Genomic DNA, 17,412 nt, shown 5'->3' with positions numbered 1-17,412 from the left:
TGCCGCCGCACCGCCCGCAATCCCGCAGGAGTCGTTCATGTCTCGCACCCCTCGGCTGCCCTCAGCCATCCTCAGAGTCGCCGCGTGCACCGGCCTGGCAGCACTCACCCTGACGGCCTGTGGATCCGGCTCCGGAACGGACACCGCCGGCTCCGGTTCGGGCAGCGTCAAAGTCGGTCTGATCACCAAGACCGACACCAACCCGTTCTTCGTGAAGATGAAGGAAGGCGCGGAGAAGGCCGCCAAGGAGAACGGCGCCCAACTCATGACCGCCGCGGGCAAGTTCGACGGGGACAACGCCGGTCAGGTCACCGCCGTGGAGAACATGGTCGCCGCCGGGGTGAAAGGCATCCTGATCACCCCCAGCGACTCCAAGGCGATCGTGCCCGCGATCGCGAAGGCGAAGGCCAAGGGGGTCCTGGTCATCGCCCTGGACACCCCGACCGAGCCGGAGAGCGCCGTCGACGCCCTCTTCGCCACCGACAACCTCAAGGCCGGCCGGCTGATCGGCGAGTACGCCAAGGCCGCCATGAAGGGCAAGACCGCCAAGATAGCCACCCTCGACCTCGCACCGGGCGTCTCCGTCGGCATCCAGCGGCACAACGGCTTCCTCAAGGGGTTCGGCGCCACCGACAAGGACGTCGCGTGCGCCCAGGACACCGGCGGCGACCAGGCCAAGGGCCAGACCGCCATGGAGAACTGCCTCCAGAAGGAACCCGGCGTCAACGTCGTCTACACCATCAACGAGCCGGCCGCCCTCGGCGCGTACACCGCGCTGAAGGCCAAGGGCCGCGAGAAGGACGTCCTGATCGTCTCCGTCGACGGCGGCTGCACCGGCACCCAGGCCGTCAAGGACGGCAAGATCACCGCGACCTCACAGCAGTACCCGCTGAAGATGGCCGCCGAGGGCGTCAAGGCCGTCGTGACGTACGCCAAGGGCGGCAAGAAGGCGTCGGGGTACACCGACACCGGCGTCACCCTGATCACCGACAAGGCCCAGGCCGGGGTCACCGCCAAGGACACCGCCTACGGCCTGGAGAACTGCTGGGGCTGAGCCGCCCCCGAGGACCGTACATCCGCCGCCTCTCCATTCAGCGGGGCGGCCGGCCCCACCTCCCCGACGGGGACGGCCGCCTCCCCCGCCGCCTTGTCCTCCCGTTTCACCGCAAAGCCGGACAAGGACTCCTGCCTTCCGACAAGGACTTCGCATGACCGCCACGTCCACGCCCCCGAGTACGTCCTCGGTGTACGCCGACCTCAAGGCGCCGACCACAGCCCGCAGGCTGCTCACGGCACCGACCACCGGCCCGCTGGTCGCCCTCCTTCTGGCCTGCGCCTTCTTCTCCTTCTCGACCGACCAGTTCCTCACCGGCGGGAACTTCTCGCTCATCGTTCAGCAGGTCATGGTCGTCGGCACCCTCGCCATCGGTCAGACGCTGATCATCCTCACCGCGGGCATCGACCTGTCCTGTGGTGCCGTGATGGCGTTCGGCAGCATCATGATCGCAAAGATGGCCGCCGAGGGCTCGCTGCCCCCGCTCCTCGCCATCACTGTGGGCATCGCGGTCTGCGGCGGCTTCGGGCTGCTCAACGGCCTGCTGGTGCAGAAGATCCCGCTGCCGCCGTTCATCGTGACCCTCGGCATGCTCAACGTGGCGTTCGCGCTGACCCACATCTACTCCGCGGAGCAGACGGTCACCGACCTGCCCGGCCCGCTGACGGCTCTCGGGCAGACCTTCCCGCTCGGTCACACCGACATCACGTACGGCTCCCTGGTCACCATCGCCCTGTTCCTCCTCCTCGCCTACGCGCTGAGCAGCACCGGCTGGGGCCGGCACGTCTACGCTCTGGGCAACAGCCAGGAAGCCGCGCGGCTGAACGGCATCCGCACCTCTCGACTGACCATCGGCGTCTACACCGTGGCCGGCCTGCTCTACGGCATCGCCGCACTGCTGCTCATCTCCCGCACCGGAGTGGGCGACCCCCAGGCCGGCCAGACCGACAACCTCGACAGCATCACGGCCGTGGTCCTCGGCGGCACCAGCCTCTTCGGCGGACGCGGCTCGGTCCTGGGCACCTTCATCGGCGTCCTCATCGTCGGTGTCTTCCGCAACGGCCTGCAGCTGATGGGTGTCGCCTCCATCTACCAGACGCTGATCACCGGAGTCCTGGTGATCCTCGCGGTGACCGTCGACCAGATCTCCCGGAAGAAGGCCCGATGACCGCCACCTCCTCCCCCACCCCCGTCCTGCAGGCCCGCGGTCTGGTCAAGCGCTACGGCCACGTCACCGCCATCGACGGCGCCGACTTCGACCTGCTGCCCGGCGAGGTCCTGGCCGTGATCGGCGACAACGGCGCCGGAAAGACCAGCCTGATCAAGGCACTTACCGGTGCGGTGGTCCCCGACGCGGGCGAGATCCTCCTCAACGGCAAGCCGATCCAGTTCTCCGGGCCGCAGAGCGCACGCGCCCACGGCATCGAGACGGTCTACCAGGACCTCGCCGTCGCCGCCTCCATGGACATCGCCTCCAACATGTTCCTCGGGCGTGAACTTCGCCGCCCCGGCATCCTCGGCAGCGCCTTCCGCATGCTCGACAAGAAGCGCATGCGCCAGGAGGCCGCCGAGCACATGGCCGACCTGAAGATCGGCCTGCGCTCGCTGACACAGCCGGTCGAGACCCTCTCCGGAGGACAGCGGCAGGCCGTCGCGGTCGCCCGTTCCGTCGCCTGGGCCCGCAGCGTCGTCGTCATGGACGAACCCACCGCCGCGCTCGGCGTCAAGGAGTCGGGCCAGGTCCTGGACCTCATCCGCCGCGTCCGGGACAAGGGCATGCCGGTCGTCCTGATCAGCCACAACATGCCCCACGTCTTCGAGATCGCCGACCGGATCCACGTCCACCGGCTGGGCAAGCGCGCGGCCGTGATCAAGCCGTCCGACTACTCCATGGCGGAGGTCGTCGCCATCATGACCGGCGCACTCACCGTGGACGCGGCCGGAGATACTGTCGTAACGGATTCCAAGGCGGCGAAGGCCGCGGGAGTCCAGGCCACCTGACCGCATCACTCGACACTCGACGGAATCCGGCCGAGGCCGCGGCCGGAACCGACGAGCAGAGGAGACCGTTCCTCCATGGCAGCGAACCGCCGCCCCACCCTGGCCGACGTCGCCCGAGAAGTGGGCGTCAGCGCCAAGACCGTATCCCGCGTCCTCAACGAGGACGGGCCCGCCTCGGCCCAGACCAGGGAACAGGTGCTCGCCGCCGTGGCCAAGCTCGGCTTCCAGCCGAACCTCATGGCACGCAACATCCGCGTCGGCGGACCCGACACCACCATCGGGCTGGTCATCCCCGACCTCGGCAACCCCTTCTTCGGCGCCGTGGCGCGCAGCATCGAGGACACCGTCCGCGACCGCGGACTGACCCTCCTCATGGGCTCGTCCGCCGACGATCCCGACCGCGAACGCGCCCTGACGGACAAGTTCCTCGCCCGCCGCGTCAGCATCCTCATGGTCGTGCCGTCCGTCGGCGCCGACCACTCCCACCTCAAGACCCACCGCACCGCGGGCCTGCCCGTCGTCTTCCTCGACCGTCCGGGCGTGGGCCTTTCCACGGACAGCGTCGTCAGCTCCAACCGTGCGGGCGCCCAGGACGGCGTCGCCCACTTGATCGCCCACGGCCACCGGCGCATCGGCTTCGTCGGCGACCTCCCCGCCAAGCTCTACACCCGCCGCGAGCGCCTGGCCGGATACCGTGCGGCCCTGCAGGAAGCGGACATCCCCTACGACCGCTCCCTGGTCACCGATGCCCACGACCAGCACGGGGCCTCCACCGCGACCTCCCAGCTCCTGAGCCTGGCGGATCCGCCCACCGCCCTGTTCGCCGGCAACAACATCGTCGCCCTGGGCATCATCACCGAACTCGCCCGCCGCAAACGGAAGGACGTCGCCGTCATCGCCTTCGACGACGTGGAACTCGCCGAGGCACTCGAGCCGGCCCTGACCGTCGTCGCCCAAAACCCCGAAGAGATCGGCCGAACGGCGGCGACCACCGCCCTGGCCCGTCTGGACGGCGACCGCTCCCGCGCCCGCGGCATCACCATTCCCACCCGCCTGATCGTCCGCGGGTCGGGGGAACAGCCGGCTCCGGTGCTGTAAGGCTGGGCGGGGATCAGTCCTCTTCGGCTTGGACGTCCGAGTACTCCGGCTGTGTTGCGGTCCTTGGCATCATCTCGGCCGATGAGTTTCCGGCGATGGTGCGGTCTACCCGTCCAACGAAGGGAGCGCACCATGCGCAAGATCATCGTTTGCACGTTCCTGACGCTGGACGGCGTCATGCAGGCGCCGGGCGGTCCGGACGAGGACGCTGAGAGCGGCTTCGAGCACGGCGGCTGGCAGAAGCCGGTGGCCGATGACGAGGTCGGCGCGGCCATCGCGGGTTGGTACGAGGACTCCGACGCGATGTTGCTCGGCCGCAAGACGTACGAGATTTTCGCGTCGTACTGGCCGACCGCCGATCCCGGCAACCCGTTCACCGACCGGATGAACAGCATGCACAAGTACGTGGCGTCTCGGACCCTGACGTCCGTGGAGTGGCAGAACTCCACGCTGCTGGAGGGCGACGTCGTCGATGCCGTAGGCAAGCTGAAGGCGTCCGAGGGCGGCAACCTCAACGTCGTCGGCAGCGGCGACCTCGCCCAGACCCTCATGCGGCACGGCCTCGTCGACGAGTACCGGCTGACCATCCATCCGGTGATCATCGGCACCGGCAAGCGGCTGTTCGCCGACGGAGCGATCCCCACTGCGCTGGAGCCGGTCAGTGTCTCGACGACGAAGGGCGGCACGATCATCGGCGTCTATCGACCGAACGGTAAGCCGAGCTACGACAGCTACTAAGGCTCGCCCTTCTGGTCCTTGTCGGATCAGCGCACGGAAACTGCCGGCGGGCGAGGTGCTCACGGCGTCAGCACGCGTCCGGCCGGGCGCTGGTGCGGACCGCGCCCGTACGGAAGCAGCGATGACGTGGACGGAGAAAGACCATCTGAGGCGGGTGCGCCTGGGGTTGCCTGTGCGTGCGGCCCAGACGGCCAGGCCCAGGAACGTGACGTTGAGCAGGAGGGCGACCAGAAGAGCCGTGACTCCGGCCGACTTCCATACAGGAGCAACTGCCCACTGGCGGACGCCACGAAGGCCGCCAGGACGAACAGTTCCTTCTCCATCGGACCGGACAGTGTGGAACCTGGCTGGTCATCACCAACGCCACGAAGTGTGGGTGCCGGTGCCGCCTTCAACGAAGTTCGGGCAGTGAGAGCCACGAGATACGTCGCGACCGCTCCCACCGGCATGGCGATGCCATAACCGGCAAGGAGCCCGGCGAGCAGCGCCGCGCTCACACGCGGTGCACGGTCGGCCTCCGCGGGCAGCCCGGCTGCTGCTGGTCCCGCCCCGCGAAAGCGGAGGAGGGCATCTGCAGCACGGGAACGGTCACGGTGGTCATGGTGAGAATCCTCGGTGGCTCCCGGCCCGCCGGGCAACTCAATCAGCGTCTCTCTCCACCCCGACGTGTCGGCGTGGCGGGCGGCGCAAAGGGCGCACGCAACGGGCGTCCTCGATCAGCCGGCTGACGGAGACGTTCATGACGGAGGAGTGGTTCGCGGAGTCCACGTCGCCGAGTCGGCCCGGTGGCTCCGTGCCGCCTCGGCCCGGTGGGTGCCGCCGGCCGTTCACCGCGGCCCGTGCAGCGCACCCCGGTGGGTGACCCCTACCTCGCCCCTGACCGACACACTGGCCGCCTGCCGGCCGGGTCACCCCGCACGAGCGGGCCGGAAGGCGTGCAGCGCGTCGTCTCCCGGCTGGAGGACGCCGTAACTGTTCTCCGGTACTTCGTTCCAGGCGCCGGCGAGTTCGCCGAGTGGTTCGGACACGACGAGACGGGTCTCGTCGGAGATGTCCCTGAGGAAGGCGGCGTCCGGGTGGAGCGCGCGCAGCGCGGCCACCTCGGTGCTGTAGTACAGCGACCGCGAGCGGCCTTCGCTGGAGTAGCGGAAGGCCCACACACGCTCGCCGTTCGCCACCGCGATGGTCATCTGGAGCGGATGCCGGACGCCGCGGGCGTGTCCCGTGTCCTCGATCAGGTTCACCATGCGCGTCACCGCACCGGGTGGATCCTCTGTCAAGCCGAAGGTGAGTGCCAGAAAGAACATGAGTTCGGAGTCGGTGGAGCCCTCGATGTCGGGGTACAGCCCGGGATCGACGGCCACGGCGAGGTCACGCCTCATGAGCCGGAACCCGTTGATCATCCCGTTGTGCATCCACATCCAGCGGCCGTGCCGGAAGGGGTGGCAGTTGGACTGCTGCACGGCGGTCCCGGTCGCCGCCCTGATGTGGGCGAAGAAGAGACCCGATCGAACGTGGTGGGCGACCTCCTGGAGGTTGCGGTTGTTCCACGCGGGGCCCACGTCCCGCACGACAGCCGGAGTGAGGGCCGTGTCCTCGGCGTACCAGCCGATGCCGAAGCCGTCCCCGTTGGTCGTCTCCACCCCCATCCGGGAGTGCAGGCTCTGGTCGATCAGCGAGTGCTCCGGCTCGAACAGAACTCTGCTGAGAAGGACAGGAGTGCCCGAGTAGGCGATCCATCGGCACATCTTGGATCAGATCCCTTCGCTCCTCAGTGCTTCACAAAAAGCTTGAAGGAGATGATCAGCAGACCGAGGACCAGATTGACCACGGCCGTGAGCACGACCAGACGCGCCGGGGCGCCGGCCCGCCGAGCCGCCGCCACCGACCACCCCATCTGCCCCACGACGGCCACGGCGAGCGCCAGCCACAGTGCGCCCTGCACATCGAGTCCCAGCAGGGGGCTGACCGCCACGGCCACCGCCGGCGGGACGGCGGCCTTGACGATCGGCCATTCGTCCCGGCACACGTGCAGGACGGTATGGCGGTCGAGGGGGTGCTCCGCCAGGCGCGCGCCGAACAGCTGGGCGTGCACATGCGCGATCCAGAAGGCCACCGCGCTCAGGAGAAGCAGCGCGACCAGTTCCAGACGGGGGAAGGAGCCCAGCGTGCCGGCACCGATCACCACGGTGGCGGCCAGCAGGGAGCCGTAGACACCGCCGGTGTAGTCGGCGTGGGCGCGGCGCTCCCTGCGCCGCTCACGGGCAACGGTGGGGTCGGGTCTCAGCATGATGACTGCCTTCCGGACGTCGGCTCAGCCGTCCCAGGACTTCGGTCCGGGGACGGCTGGGCCCGGCCGTCCAGCCGGCCGTACCAAGGTCGCTCGGAGTCCGCCGGCATCCCACGGTTCACCTCGCCGGGTCGGCCCGGGCCGCGACGCTCGCACCCGGGGCGGCGGCCGGCCGTCCTGCCGCCCTTCCCATCGCACATCGATCCCCGGCGAGCCACCTCACCCCTTGCGGGGGATCGCGCGTGCGCAGATGCCGCCCGACAGCCGCGCCGCCCGTGGTTCGGTGGCGCCGCGAGCGGTCACCGCGCCGGGCCGCCCCTGATCCTGGCGGCGCCGGGAGCAGCCACCGAAGCGGTCGTCGGCGTGCGGTCAGAGGAGCCCCAGTCCGCGTGCCCGCCGCACAGCGTCGATCCGCCGGCTCACCGCGAGCTTTCGGTAAAGGCTCTTGACGTGGGTCTTCACCGTGTTCACCGACACGAAGAGGTCGGCGGCGATCTCTTCGGTCGACATCATCTGTGCGAGGAGCGCCAGCACATCCCGCTCACGTGCGCTCAGTCGTTCGACCAGTACGGGCGCGGGCTCGGCCCCCGCACCGGCCACCGCGTCACCCGACGTGAGCCACCCGGTGGCCAGCTCCCGTAGCGGGACCTGCTCCAGGAACGGTGCCATCCATTCACCGGCTTCCCGGAACGGCCGGCGCAGTCTGTCGCGGCGGCCGGTCAGCAGCGCTTCGGTGAGCAGCCGGCGGGTCGCGGTGTCGTCGCCGTCGGCGTGGGCGGCCTGCGCCCGCAGCAGTGTGGCGCGTACGCGCAGCGCCGGGCCGATGTGCTGCGCGCCGGGCATCGCGTTGAGCACGCTCAATGCGCTCGACCGGTCGCCGGCTGCCAGGTGGGCCCGCGCGACGCCCACCGCACACGCCGGCTGGTCGGTGCCCAGATCACGCAGCACCTCCGCTGCGGCGTCCGGCCGGCCTTCGGCCAGGTGGGCCGCGGACGCGGCGAGCGCGGCGTAACCCTCCGCCCAGGGACAGGCGGCATCGGCCGGCACGTCCTCGGCGCTGGCCGCCATCGCGGCGCGTTCCCTGCCCCGAGCCAGCAGCAGCCGGGCCGTCACGAGGGACCTTCCCGCAGCCGTCACCGGGTCCGGCGCCTCGCCATCGGGCGTCTGGTCGAGCAGGGTCTGGGCCTGGTCCAGTTCGTCGCGCTCGACAGCCACCGCTGCCATGACCAGCCCCCCGAGGCCGGAGTCGGCCCGCTCGGGCAGGGAGAAGCGTTCCGACTCCGCGATGGCTGCGGACACGTGGTGCTGGGCCCTGTCCGGCCATCCGTTGAGATAGTCGATCAGGGCCAGGTGGACCAGTGACTCCTGTCGGGGAAGCGCCGTCGACGCGCCGCCACGGTCGCCGGTGACCACGGTCAGGGCGGCTCGTGCCTCTTCCAGACGCCCCGCCCACAGCCGCGTCGAACCCACGTGGGTCAGCAGCAGGGCGGACACTTCGGGGTGTTGGTCGAGCAGCTGGACGGGGACCTCCCGCTGGAGTTCGCCGGCCGTCTGCGCCGCCTGTTCCGCCTGGTGCGGGGAGCCGGACAGCCGGGCCGCCAGGGCCTCCAGCAGCGCGCAGCTCAGCTTCGCCGCCGGGGGGCCTGGGGCCTCGGCGGCGAAGTGTTCCTTCGCGTGGTGCAGATGGGCCAGACCGCGGTCGACGTCGTGGCGGGAGAGGTCGCAGGCCGCCTGGACAAGGTCCGACTCCGCGGTCGGCGGAACAGGGTCCATGTCGGCGAGCAGCCCGGTCAGGTCGTCGGAGCACAGACCTGTGAACAGCTGCCCGATCGCCAGGTCGTCGATCAGGGCCCGGGCTGTGAACTCCCAGTCGTCCGCGGCCGCGCCGTGGCTGACCATCTCCGGCAGTGTCCCCGATCCTCGCAGCCAGTGCGCGGCCCGCCGGTGCAGTTCCGGCTCCAGGCCGGGGCATCGCTCCCGCAGATGGACGCGCAGGATCTCCCGGAACAGCGGATGCAGGCGGTACCAGGAGTGCCCGAGGTCGTCTACGAAGGCGTTCACGCGGTGCAGTCCGGCCAGGATGGGCGCGGCATCGCGGCGCCCGGTCAGCTCGTCGGCCAGGTCGGCGCAGAAACGCTCCAGAACACTGACGCGCAGCAGCAGGTCCTGCGTCGGCGGCGGCTGCCGCTGGAGCACCTCGACCAGCAGGAAGTCGGCAACCGTGCTGTGACCGGCTTCGAACTCCTTCAGGTAACGCTCCGGATCCGCGCTCTGGCGGGCGGCCAGGGCGCACAATCGCAGGCCGGCCGCCCAGCCGCGCGTGCGGTCCACGAGGGCGTCGGCCACCGCGAGGGACACGCGCAGTCCGTGCAGGTCCAGCAGTTCGGCGGCCTCCTCGGGGGTGAAGGCCAGCTCGGCGTCCCTGATCTCGGCCAGTTCGCCGGAGGCACGATAGCGGTGCAGCGGCAGCAGCGGTTCGGTGCGGGTGACCAGCACCAGCCGCAGTCCCGGCCCGGCGTGGTGCAGCACGAACGCCAGTTGTTCCGAGACCTCGGGCACGGTTTTGTCGTACTCGTCGATCACCATGGTCACGCCGGTGCTGTTGCCGCTGAGCTGTGCCGTCAGCCGGTTCAGCAGCGTGCGGTCCACCTGCCGTGCGTCGGTGGGGAAACCGATGTCAGCGGGCATCGGCACGCCCGCGGTGTGCAGGGCCCTGATCAGGTGGGCCCAGAACATGCCCGGCCGCCGGACCGTCTCGTCCACGGTCAGCCAGGCGAACGGCTGCTCGAGGCCCGCGGCCCAGTCGGCGACGAGCAGGGTCTTGCCCGCCCCGGCGCCTCCGTTGACCATCACCAGCGGTGTGGAGGAGGCGTGCCGCAGGCGTGCGACCAGCCGTTCACGACGCAGGAACGTCACAGGTCGCGCCGGCAGGGCGAACCGGGACCGCAGAAACGGATCGCCGAGCGGATCGAGCTCTTGACCAGCAGGATGTCGCGGGATCTCGTCTTCAGGTGCCACAGCTCTCATCACCCGCCGGATCGCGGTGGCTGGCTCCCCCACCACCATCACACCCTCTCAGCCCCGGACGCGCCACACGGGGGCCGAACGCCCCTGGCCTGGCGCCCGCCGGCCAGGGAAGGCACTTACGGGCTCGGGCGCCGTGGCCCGGCTTCACCCGCGGCGGGTGATGCCGTCGTCGCGGCCGACGCGAAGGCTGGAGGCGTGCCGGCCGGCCCGGCACCGTGCCGAAGGGCATGTCCGCGAGCCGGAGGCCGTCGTGACCGAATATCCGCCCATCGCAGAGCACGGCATGATCGGCGACCTGCAGACAGCCGCTCTGGTCTCCTCCAGCGGACACATCGACTGGTGGTGCACGCCCCGCTTCGACTCCCCCAGTGTCTTCGCCTCACTGCTGGACAGCGAGCGCGGTGGGCACTGCCGTCTCGCCGCGGACCTCGCCTCCGGGAGCGGCTCGACGGTGCGGCAGCTGTATTTGTCCGACACGGCCATCCTTGTCACCCGTTTCATGGCGCCCGAGGGCGTCGGCGAGGTGGCCGACTTCATGGTTCCCCTCGACTCCACCGCACCCCAGGACCGGCACCGGCTGGTGCGGGTCGCCCGCGTGGTCCGCGGCAGTCTGTCCTTCGCTCTCGCCTGCCGTCCGCGCTTCGATTACGGCCGCGCTCCCCACGAGCTGGCACTGGCCGATGACCACACGGCGGTGTTCCGCGGCCCGGGCACGGATCTCTGCCTGCAGTCCACCCCCGGTGTGTCGCTGCGTGCCGAGGGCGACGACGTCACCGCCCGATTCACGCTCGCGGCCGGTCAGGCCGCCGCGATCGTGCTGACCAGCACGGCAAGCGGCCGTTCCGCGCCACCACGCCCCTCACTGGAGGGCGTCATCGACGACCTTGAGGGCTGCCGCTCCTTCTGGCTGTCCTGGCTGCGTTCGTGCACGTACCACGGGCGTTGGCAGGACATGGTGAACCGCTCGGCGATCACCCTCAAGCTGCTCACCTACGCGCCGACCGGAGCTCCCATCGCCGCCGCCACGATGGGGCTGCCCGAGCAGATCGGCGGCGAGCGCAACTGGGACTACCGCTACACGTGGGTGCGAGACGGCTCCCTTTCGGTCCGTGCTCTGATCGACCTGGGATTCCAGGAGGAGGCGCACGCCTTCCGCCGATGGCTGCGGGACCGTATCGAAGCCCGGGAGACCCCCCACGGCGACCCCCTGCAGATCATGTACCGCGTCGACGGCGATCCGTACCTCACGGAGGAAGTCCTGGACCACCTGGAGGGGTACCGGGGCTCCCATCCGGTGAGGGCAGGCAACGCGGCGGCGGACCAGCTCCAGCTGGACATCTACGGCGAGGCGTCGGACGCCTTGATCGTCGGCGGAGACATCGGGGCGATCCGCGGGTGGAAGGCACTGAGCGACGTCCTGGAGTGGCTCACCGACCACTGGGACCAGCCGGACGAGGGCATCTGGGAGACGCGCGGCGGCCGGCAGAACTTCACCTACAGCCGGCTGATGACCTGGGTGGCCTTCGACCGCGGCATCAAGGCGGCCTACGCCTTCTCCCGCCCCGGCGACACACTCGGCTGGACCAGGGCGCGTGACACGGTGTTCCGACAGATCGTCGAGCACGGCTGGCACCAGAAGCGGCAGGCGTTCGTACAGCACTACGACACCGAGGTGCTGGACGCTTCCCTTCTGCTCATGCCGAAGGTCGGCTTCATCTCGCCGCGCGACCCCGACTGGCTCAGCACCCTCGACGCCATGGACCAGGAACTGGTCAGCGACAGCCTGGTCTACCGCTACGACCCCGCGGCCTCCCCCGACGGACTTCGCGGGTCGGAAGGCACCTTCAACCTGTGCAGCTTCTTCTACGTCGAGGCCCTGGCCCGCAGCGGAAGGCTCGCCCAGGCCCGGTACGCCTTCGACAAGATGCTCACCTACGCCAACCACGTCGGTCTCTTCGCCGAGGAGATAGGCCCCTCGGGCGAGCAACTCGGCAACTTCCCGCAGGCGTTCACCCACCTCGCCCTGGTCACCGCGGCCATGGCACTGGACGAGGAACTGGCCAAGGCGGGCAGCAGGCCGCGGGCCGACGGCCGACAGCACCCGGCGACTCGCGGTATGAAGGTGCCCACCGAGACCACTCCTGGGAGTCCCGGCCGTGGTTGATCCGGCCGCGCGCCACCGACCGGCAGGGCCCCGACGAGCCCTGGCCGCGCTGGCCCTCGCCCAGTTCATCTGCAGCTTCGCCGGCTCCAACATGAACGTGATGATCAACGACATCAGTGAGGACCTGGACACCACCGTCCAAGGCGTGCAGGTGGTCATCACCGTCTTCTTGGTGGTGATGGCGGCACTGATGATCCCCGGCGGCAGACTGACGGACCGCTACGGCCGCAAACGCTGTTTCCTGACCGGTCTCGTCATCTACGCGATCGGCGCCCTGCTGAGCGCGGCGGCCCCCGGCCTGGGTGTCCTGATCCTCGGCAACTCGATCCTCGAGGGCATCGGGACGGCCCTGCTCATCCCGCCGGTCTACATCCTCACCACCCTCCTCAACCCGGACCACGCCTCACGTGCCCGTGCCTTCGGAATCGTCATGGCGCTGGGCGGCGTCGGTGCCGCCGCCGGACCACTCATCGGCGGACTGATCACCACGGGCATCGGCTGGCGTGCGGCGTTCGTGTTCCAGGCCCTAGTCATCGTGGTGATCATCGTGCTCAGCCGCCGCCTCGACGATCCACTGCCGCCGGATCCCACCCGCTCCTTCGACGTCTTCGGCGCGGTGCTTTCCGCGGCGGGTCTCGTCCTCGTCGTGATGGGAATCCTGGCCGCGGACAACAACATCTGGCTCACGATCGGCCTGCTGGTCCTCGGCGCGGGCGTCCTCGTGTGGTTCTTCCTCTCCGCACGTGCACGGGAAGCATCCGGAAGGGAGCCACTGCTGTCGGTCTCGCTGTTCCGCGACCGTGTCTCGAACGTCGGGCTGATCACCCAGAACATCCAGTGGCTGATACTCATGGGTACGTCGTTCACGGTGGCGGCATACCTCCAGACCGTGCGCCATTACGACGCCATCCAGACCGGGATCGTGTTCACCGCGGCCACGCTCGGGCTGCTGTTCACGTCGTTGTCCGCCGAACGGCTGGCCAGGCGGAAGCCGCCGCGCACGCTGATCATGACCGGCTTCATCGCCTGCGACGCCGGTGTGGCCCTTCTAATCGCCCTGGCCGGCGCCTTCTCCACCGCCTGGGCTTTCGTCCCCGGGCTGCTGCTGATCGGACTGGGGCTGGGCCTGATGTTGACGCCGTCCGTCAACGTCGTGCAGTCACAGTTCCCCGAGAAACAGCAGGGAGAGATCTCCGGACTGTCCCGCAGCGTGTCGAACCTCGGTTCGTCCTTCGGTACCGCCGTCGCCGGCACCATCCTGGTCTCCGGACTGACCACAGGGGCCTATGCCGCGGCAATGATCACCCTGGCCGTCGTCGGACTCGGCGGCCTGGCCGCGGCCGCGCGCCTCCCCCGCGCCGAAGGGGCCGGTTCCGTGCCCGCGCCACGAGGCACGGACGTGTACCACAAGGGCTGACGCCGGGCCGGCCGCCGGCGCGGCGGGTTCGCTCGTCAGGACTTGGAGCGCTTCCCCCGGCGCCCGGAGACGTCCTTGCGGGCCGTGCGCCAGCGGGAACGGGTCTGTTCCACCACGCTTTCCCACTGCTGACGGACCTCGTGCTCGGAAGGCTGCCGGCCCTGCCGGATCCGGGCGAGCTCGTCGCCCACCTCGCGGCCCAGCGAGGCCGACGCGACGAGGACGAACATGGCCGCGAAGACAGCGGACAGCATCGCGAAGACACTGCCGACGACGCCGTAGCGGTCCGCGTAGGTGTTGAACAAACGCGGCAGGTAGAAGGCCGCGCCCCAGGAATAGACGGCCGTGAGAACGGCTCCGGTGGCTCCGAACGGGATCAGCGCGCGCCGGGCGATCCGTTTGGCCGACAGGATCCAGCCGCTCCAGGTGAGGAACACCGCCGTCACCGCCGCCTGGCACACGCCGGCCACCAGACCGGCGGCCCACTCACCGAGCACCGCGGAGATCCACCCGCTGACCAGGGCGTAGGCCCCGAGGGTGAGGATCCACCACAGGCCGTTGCGCGAGTTGCGCACGCTGAGCGGCTTCAGTTCCCAGGCCTGCTCGAAGAGCCGCTGTGCGGCGCGCGCGAAGCTCAGGACGGAGATCGTCAGGAACAGCACACCGAAGACGCCGTTGCTCGCGCTCTCGTTCTGCGCCGGGGAGAAGAGCAAGTTCACGGCGTCGGCTCCGGCGCCGCTGAGGTCGTAGCGCCGGATGATCCGTTCCGCGGCGTCGACGTGCACGATGCTGCCCAGGACGACGCCGACCAGGAGGGCGAGCGGGACCAGCGCCGTGAAGGCGCTGGAGGCCAGGGCCATCGAGCGGTCGAACCCCGCGATGTGCTGGAAGCGGTTGAGGACGCGCAGGGCGAAGGCAGGACGCAGCCAGAACGTCAGCGTCCTGCGCAGACGCTCGCGGTTGATCCCAGCCGTCTCCCTGCCCTCCCTGAGGTGCACGAACCGTGAAACGGCAGGAGCGTAACCGCCGTCTGCGCGCCATCGGGGACGCCACAAGGATCGTTCAGCGGGCCGAACCCGTGTGGCTCACCCGCGCCCCGGTCGGAAGCCGCCTGCGAGGGGGTGGCGAAGCCCGTCTCTGCCCGCAATCGCCGAGACGGACACGGGTCACCTGCCCAGGGTGATCCCCGGCGCCGCCGCAGGGCGTGAAGCTGGAACCCGAAGACCCGGACGAGCACAGCCATCGGCTGTCGGCGGGAGTGCGGCACATGCGCTACGAGATCCGCGTCGAGGGACATCTCTCGGAGACACTGGCCAAGGTCTTCCCTGAGCTGAACCACGTGGTGATCTCCGATGAGACGGTGCTGTACGGCCCTGTCGTCGACGAGGCCCACCTGTACGGGCTCCTGGGCCGCTGTCAGTCGCTGGGGCTGAGGGTGCTCGAGATGCGCCGGCTGCCCGACTGACGCGGGCGCCCCTGCCTGTCACACCATGGCCGCGCGCACTCACAGGACGGTCGCGCGGAGGCGGCCCGAGGCGACGGCCGCGGCCAGTGCGCCGGCGTCCTGCTCGTTCTGGTCGGCGTACGCCTGTGCGAAGAGGGCCAGGGCCCGGTCGAAACGGTCGCCGCCGCCCAGGTAGGCGGCGATCGCGACGGGGTCGCCGGAGCGGGCGTGGGCCCGGGCCAGACCCGCCCCGCACAGGTGGGCGAACAGACGAAACAGGCCCGGGTCCATGGTCTCGGGCCGTGCGATGCCCTTCCAGTCCCGGAGCTGCCGGACGTAGAAGTCCCGGCCGACGCCGTCCAGGCCCACCGCGTGAGTCCAGCCGAGGAAGATGTCGCTGGTGGTCTGGATCAGCCGCTGTCCGGTCACCACACGGCGGCCCTGGTTGTCGTAGCGGGCGGCACCGGTGTGGGCAGCCAGGACCGACTCGTTGGCCTCCTTGGCCTGCAGCAGCAGCGGATCGTCGTCCCCCTTGCCGAGCAGCAGCAGGATCCAGCATCGTGTGCCGACGCTGCCGACGCCCACCACCTTGCGGGCCATGTCGACCAGCCGGTAGCGGCGCAGCAGGAACCGGCGCTCCGAGGACAGCGTGCGCGCGTATCCCTCCACCACACCGCGCAGCTCCTTTTCCTGCCGGTCGTCGGACGGGTCGTCCAGCAGGTCCCGCAGCGGGGTGACCAGCGGGGGATCCGGCGTGATCCGCCGCCCCTCGGCCGTGACCCGGGTGAGCTTGGCGAAAGCCTGCAGATGGGTGCGGGTGCGGGCCTTCGCTGTCGCCTCGGCGGTGCGCCGTCTGGCCTCCTTGTTCATCGACGAGGCCATCAGGGCACGCATCCGGTCGGCGTCGTCCTGCGCGTACCAGACGTCCAGGGTGGGCATCGCGGCGAACTCCCGCATGCGGGTGCGGTAGGCGCGCACACACTCGCGTACGGCGCTGTCCTGTTCCGCGGTCGAGAAGCCGTTGTGCCGGCCGGCGATGGCGAAGGAGGCCGCGAGCCGTTTGACGTCCCACTCGAAGGGGCCGGCCAGGGTCTCGTCGAAGTCGTTGATGTCGAAGACCAGATGACGCTCGGGCGAGGCCAGCAGCCGGAAGTTCAGCAGATGGGCGTCTCCGCACAGCTGCACCGTCAGGCCCGTGTTCGGCAGCTGCCCGAGGTCCATGGCCATGAGACCGGCAGCGCCCCGGTAGAAACGGAACGGCGACTCGAGCATGCGGCCGTAGCGGACGGGCACCAACTCCTGCACGCGGGTGGCCGACTGGGCCTCCAGTACCTCCACCGGGTCGGGGCGGCCCCCGTCCGCCTCGAACCATCCGTGGCAGGAACGCGGGGCGCGCTTGCGGGCGTCCTTGCCGTACTCCGCCCGTTCGGCGGTCGACAGGGCCGTGTTGGTCGTCGGTGTCGTCATGGCCGTCCCTCCGTCTGCCCGCCGCCCTCGTCCTGCCCCGCCGCCTGCCCGTTCCGGCGGCGCAGTCCGGTCTGCACGGCGTAGGCGAGGATCCGTGCTGCGACGAAGACCAGCATGAGTCCGCCGGCCATCTGGAGCATCGTCACCACGCGCGCGGTCTGCGAACGGGCGTTGATGTCTCCGTACCCGACGGTCGTGAACGTCGTCAGCGTGAAGTACAGGGCGTCGGTCTTGGTCAGCGGTTCGTTGAAGGAGCCCGTGGCGGACTGCTCCAGGAGGTAGTACGTGCCGGCGAAGAGGACCAGATACAGCACCACCGTGGCAGCCAGCGCTTCGACCGCCTTCAGGCGGGGGTTGGGCGAGTGCATGATGGTCCGCACCTCCCACGCGAAGACGCCGGCCACGGCGAGCAGACCGCACACCAGAAGCGCGGTGGTCCCGGCCTCTCCGCCGTGGTCCAGAGGCAGCAGGTAGTACGCGGCTATGAGGGCGGCCGCTATGAGGCCGGCCCGCACGAGCGCGGCAGCCGTCACCAGACGGCCGGAACGCGTGGACCTGACCGGCGGGGAAGCAGTCCCACCCGGCTCGGAGACCTGTTCGCGGGCGGCGGCTGGATCAGTCATGGCGTCTCACGTCGTCCCTCCGGAACGCCTTGCCTCTACAGGGACCAGCCCACCGCCACGGCCCCCGGCGCGGATCACCCCCGAGGGGT

At 70.0% G+C, this 17,412-nt stretch carries 14 protein-coding genes and 1 pseudogene; 8 read left to right on the top strand and 7 right to left on the bottom strand.

Translation table 11 applies throughout. The features are described 5' to 3' along the window. The first annotated feature begins 37 nt into the window (after positions 1-37). From ACF1GV_RS30890 to ACF1GV_RS30870, 5 genes are all read left to right on the top strand, one after another. Positions 38-1,054 carry a sugar ABC transporter substrate-binding protein gene (locus ACF1GV_RS30890; RefSeq protein WP_391687050.1) on the top strand — a complete coding sequence of 339 codons (1,017 nt, stop codon included), beginning with the start codon at positions 38-40 and terminating at the stop codon, positions 1,052-1,054. Between the two features lie 154 nt (positions 1,055-1,208). Next, entirely contained in the window at positions 1,209-2,222 is a 1,014-nt protein-coding gene (locus tag ACF1GV_RS30885) for an ABC transporter permease (RefSeq protein WP_363262993.1), read from the top strand. After that, positions 2,219-3,055 carry an ATP-binding cassette domain-containing protein gene (locus ACF1GV_RS30880; RefSeq protein ID WP_391687046.1) on the top strand — a complete coding sequence of 279 codons (837 nt, stop codon included), beginning with the start codon at positions 2,219-2,221 and terminating at the stop codon, positions 3,053-3,055. The genes ACF1GV_RS30885 and ACF1GV_RS30880 overlap by 4 nt, the downstream gene beginning before the upstream one ends. Positions 3,056-3,130: 75 nt before the next feature. Continuing rightward, complete coding sequence (locus ACF1GV_RS30875) at positions 3,131-4,153, top strand: LacI family DNA-binding transcriptional regulator (protein WP_391687042.1); 1,023 nt, start codon at positions 3,131-3,133, stop codon at positions 4,151-4,153. A gap of 132 nt (positions 4,154-4,285) precedes the next feature. Next, positions 4,286-4,891 (top strand): dihydrofolate reductase family protein, encoded by a 606-nt coding sequence (locus tag ACF1GV_RS30870; RefSeq protein ID WP_391687039.1) that lies wholly within the window; start codon positions 4,286-4,288, stop codon positions 4,889-4,891. Between the two features lie 368 nt (positions 4,892-5,259). Here the strand turns inward: ACF1GV_RS30870 and ACF1GV_RS30865 are convergent. The 4 genes and pseudogenes from ACF1GV_RS30865 to ACF1GV_RS30850 form a co-directional block, all read right to left on the bottom strand. Then, a pseudogene (locus ACF1GV_RS30865) lies at positions 5,260-5,388 on the bottom strand (lysine transporter LysE); the annotation flags it as partial. Between the two features lie 411 nt (positions 5,389-5,799). Beyond that, entirely contained in the window at positions 5,800-6,639 is an 840-nt protein-coding gene (locus tag ACF1GV_RS30860) for a class II glutamine amidotransferase (protein ID WP_391687036.1), read from the bottom strand. 23 nt (positions 6,640-6,662) lie between these two features. Next, the gene (locus tag ACF1GV_RS30855; protein ID WP_391687033.1) at positions 6,663-7,181 is read right to left on the bottom strand and encodes a hypothetical protein; all 519 of its coding nucleotides are present in this window, start codon (positions 7,179-7,181) and stop codon (positions 6,663-6,665) included. Between the two features lie 369 nt (positions 7,182-7,550). Continuing rightward, complete coding sequence (locus ACF1GV_RS30850; RefSeq protein WP_391687031.1) at positions 7,551-10,208, bottom strand: LuxR C-terminal-related transcriptional regulator; 2,658 nt, start codon at positions 10,206-10,208, stop codon at positions 7,551-7,553. Positions 10,209-10,458: 250 nt separating this feature from the next. Between ACF1GV_RS30850 and ACF1GV_RS30845 the strand changes: the two genes are divergently transcribed. Both ACF1GV_RS30845 and ACF1GV_RS30840 read left to right on the top strand, forming a co-directional pair. Further along, positions 10,459-12,372 carry a glycoside hydrolase family 15 protein gene (locus ACF1GV_RS30845; protein WP_391687028.1) on the top strand — a complete coding sequence of 638 codons (1,914 nt, stop codon included), beginning with the start codon at positions 10,459-10,461 and terminating at the stop codon, positions 12,370-12,372. After that, on the top strand, positions 12,365-13,789 hold the full coding sequence (locus ACF1GV_RS30840; RefSeq protein WP_391687026.1) for an MFS transporter: 1,425 nt from the start codon (positions 12,365-12,367) through the stop codon (positions 13,787-13,789). Before ACF1GV_RS30845 ends, ACF1GV_RS30840 begins: the two co-directional genes overlap by 8 nt. A 35-nt stretch (positions 13,790-13,824) precedes the next feature. On the opposite strand, the gene ACF1GV_RS30835 is transcribed toward ACF1GV_RS30840, so the two are convergent. Beyond that, a complete protein-coding gene (locus ACF1GV_RS30835) occupies positions 13,825-14,787 on the bottom strand; it encodes a YhjD/YihY/BrkB family envelope integrity protein (RefSeq protein WP_391687024.1) in 963 nt (320 codons plus the stop codon). A 269-nt stretch (positions 14,788-15,056) separates the two neighbouring features. Between ACF1GV_RS30835 and ACF1GV_RS30830 the strand changes: the two genes are divergently transcribed. Next, on the top strand, positions 15,057-15,254 hold the full coding sequence (locus ACF1GV_RS30830; protein ID WP_363262981.1) for a hypothetical protein: 198 nt from the start codon (positions 15,057-15,059) through the stop codon (positions 15,252-15,254). Positions 15,255-15,293: 39 nt separating this feature from the next. Here the strand turns inward: ACF1GV_RS30830 and ACF1GV_RS30825 are convergent, their stop codons facing one another. Both ACF1GV_RS30825 and ACF1GV_RS30820 read right to left on the bottom strand, forming a co-directional pair. After that, the gene (locus ACF1GV_RS30825) at positions 15,294-16,700 is read right to left on the bottom strand and encodes a DUF2252 domain-containing protein (protein WP_391687021.1); all 1,407 of its coding nucleotides are present in this window, start codon (positions 16,698-16,700) and stop codon (positions 15,294-15,296) included. Further along, positions 16,697-17,323 (bottom strand): ion channel, encoded by a 627-nt coding sequence (locus ACF1GV_RS30820; RefSeq protein WP_391687019.1) that lies wholly within the window; start codon positions 17,321-17,323, stop codon positions 16,697-16,699. Before ACF1GV_RS30820 ends, ACF1GV_RS30825 begins: the two co-directional genes overlap by 4 nt. Between the last annotated feature and the right edge of the window lie 89 nt (positions 17,324-17,412).

The organism is Streptomyces sp. NPDC014006 (assembly GCF_043088925.1).
GTDB lineage: Bacteria > Actinomycetota > Actinomycetes > Streptomycetales > Streptomycetaceae > Streptomyces.
The sequence above is the reverse complement of the archived record's forward strand: the minus strand, read 5'-3'. Positions and strand labels throughout refer to the sequence as shown.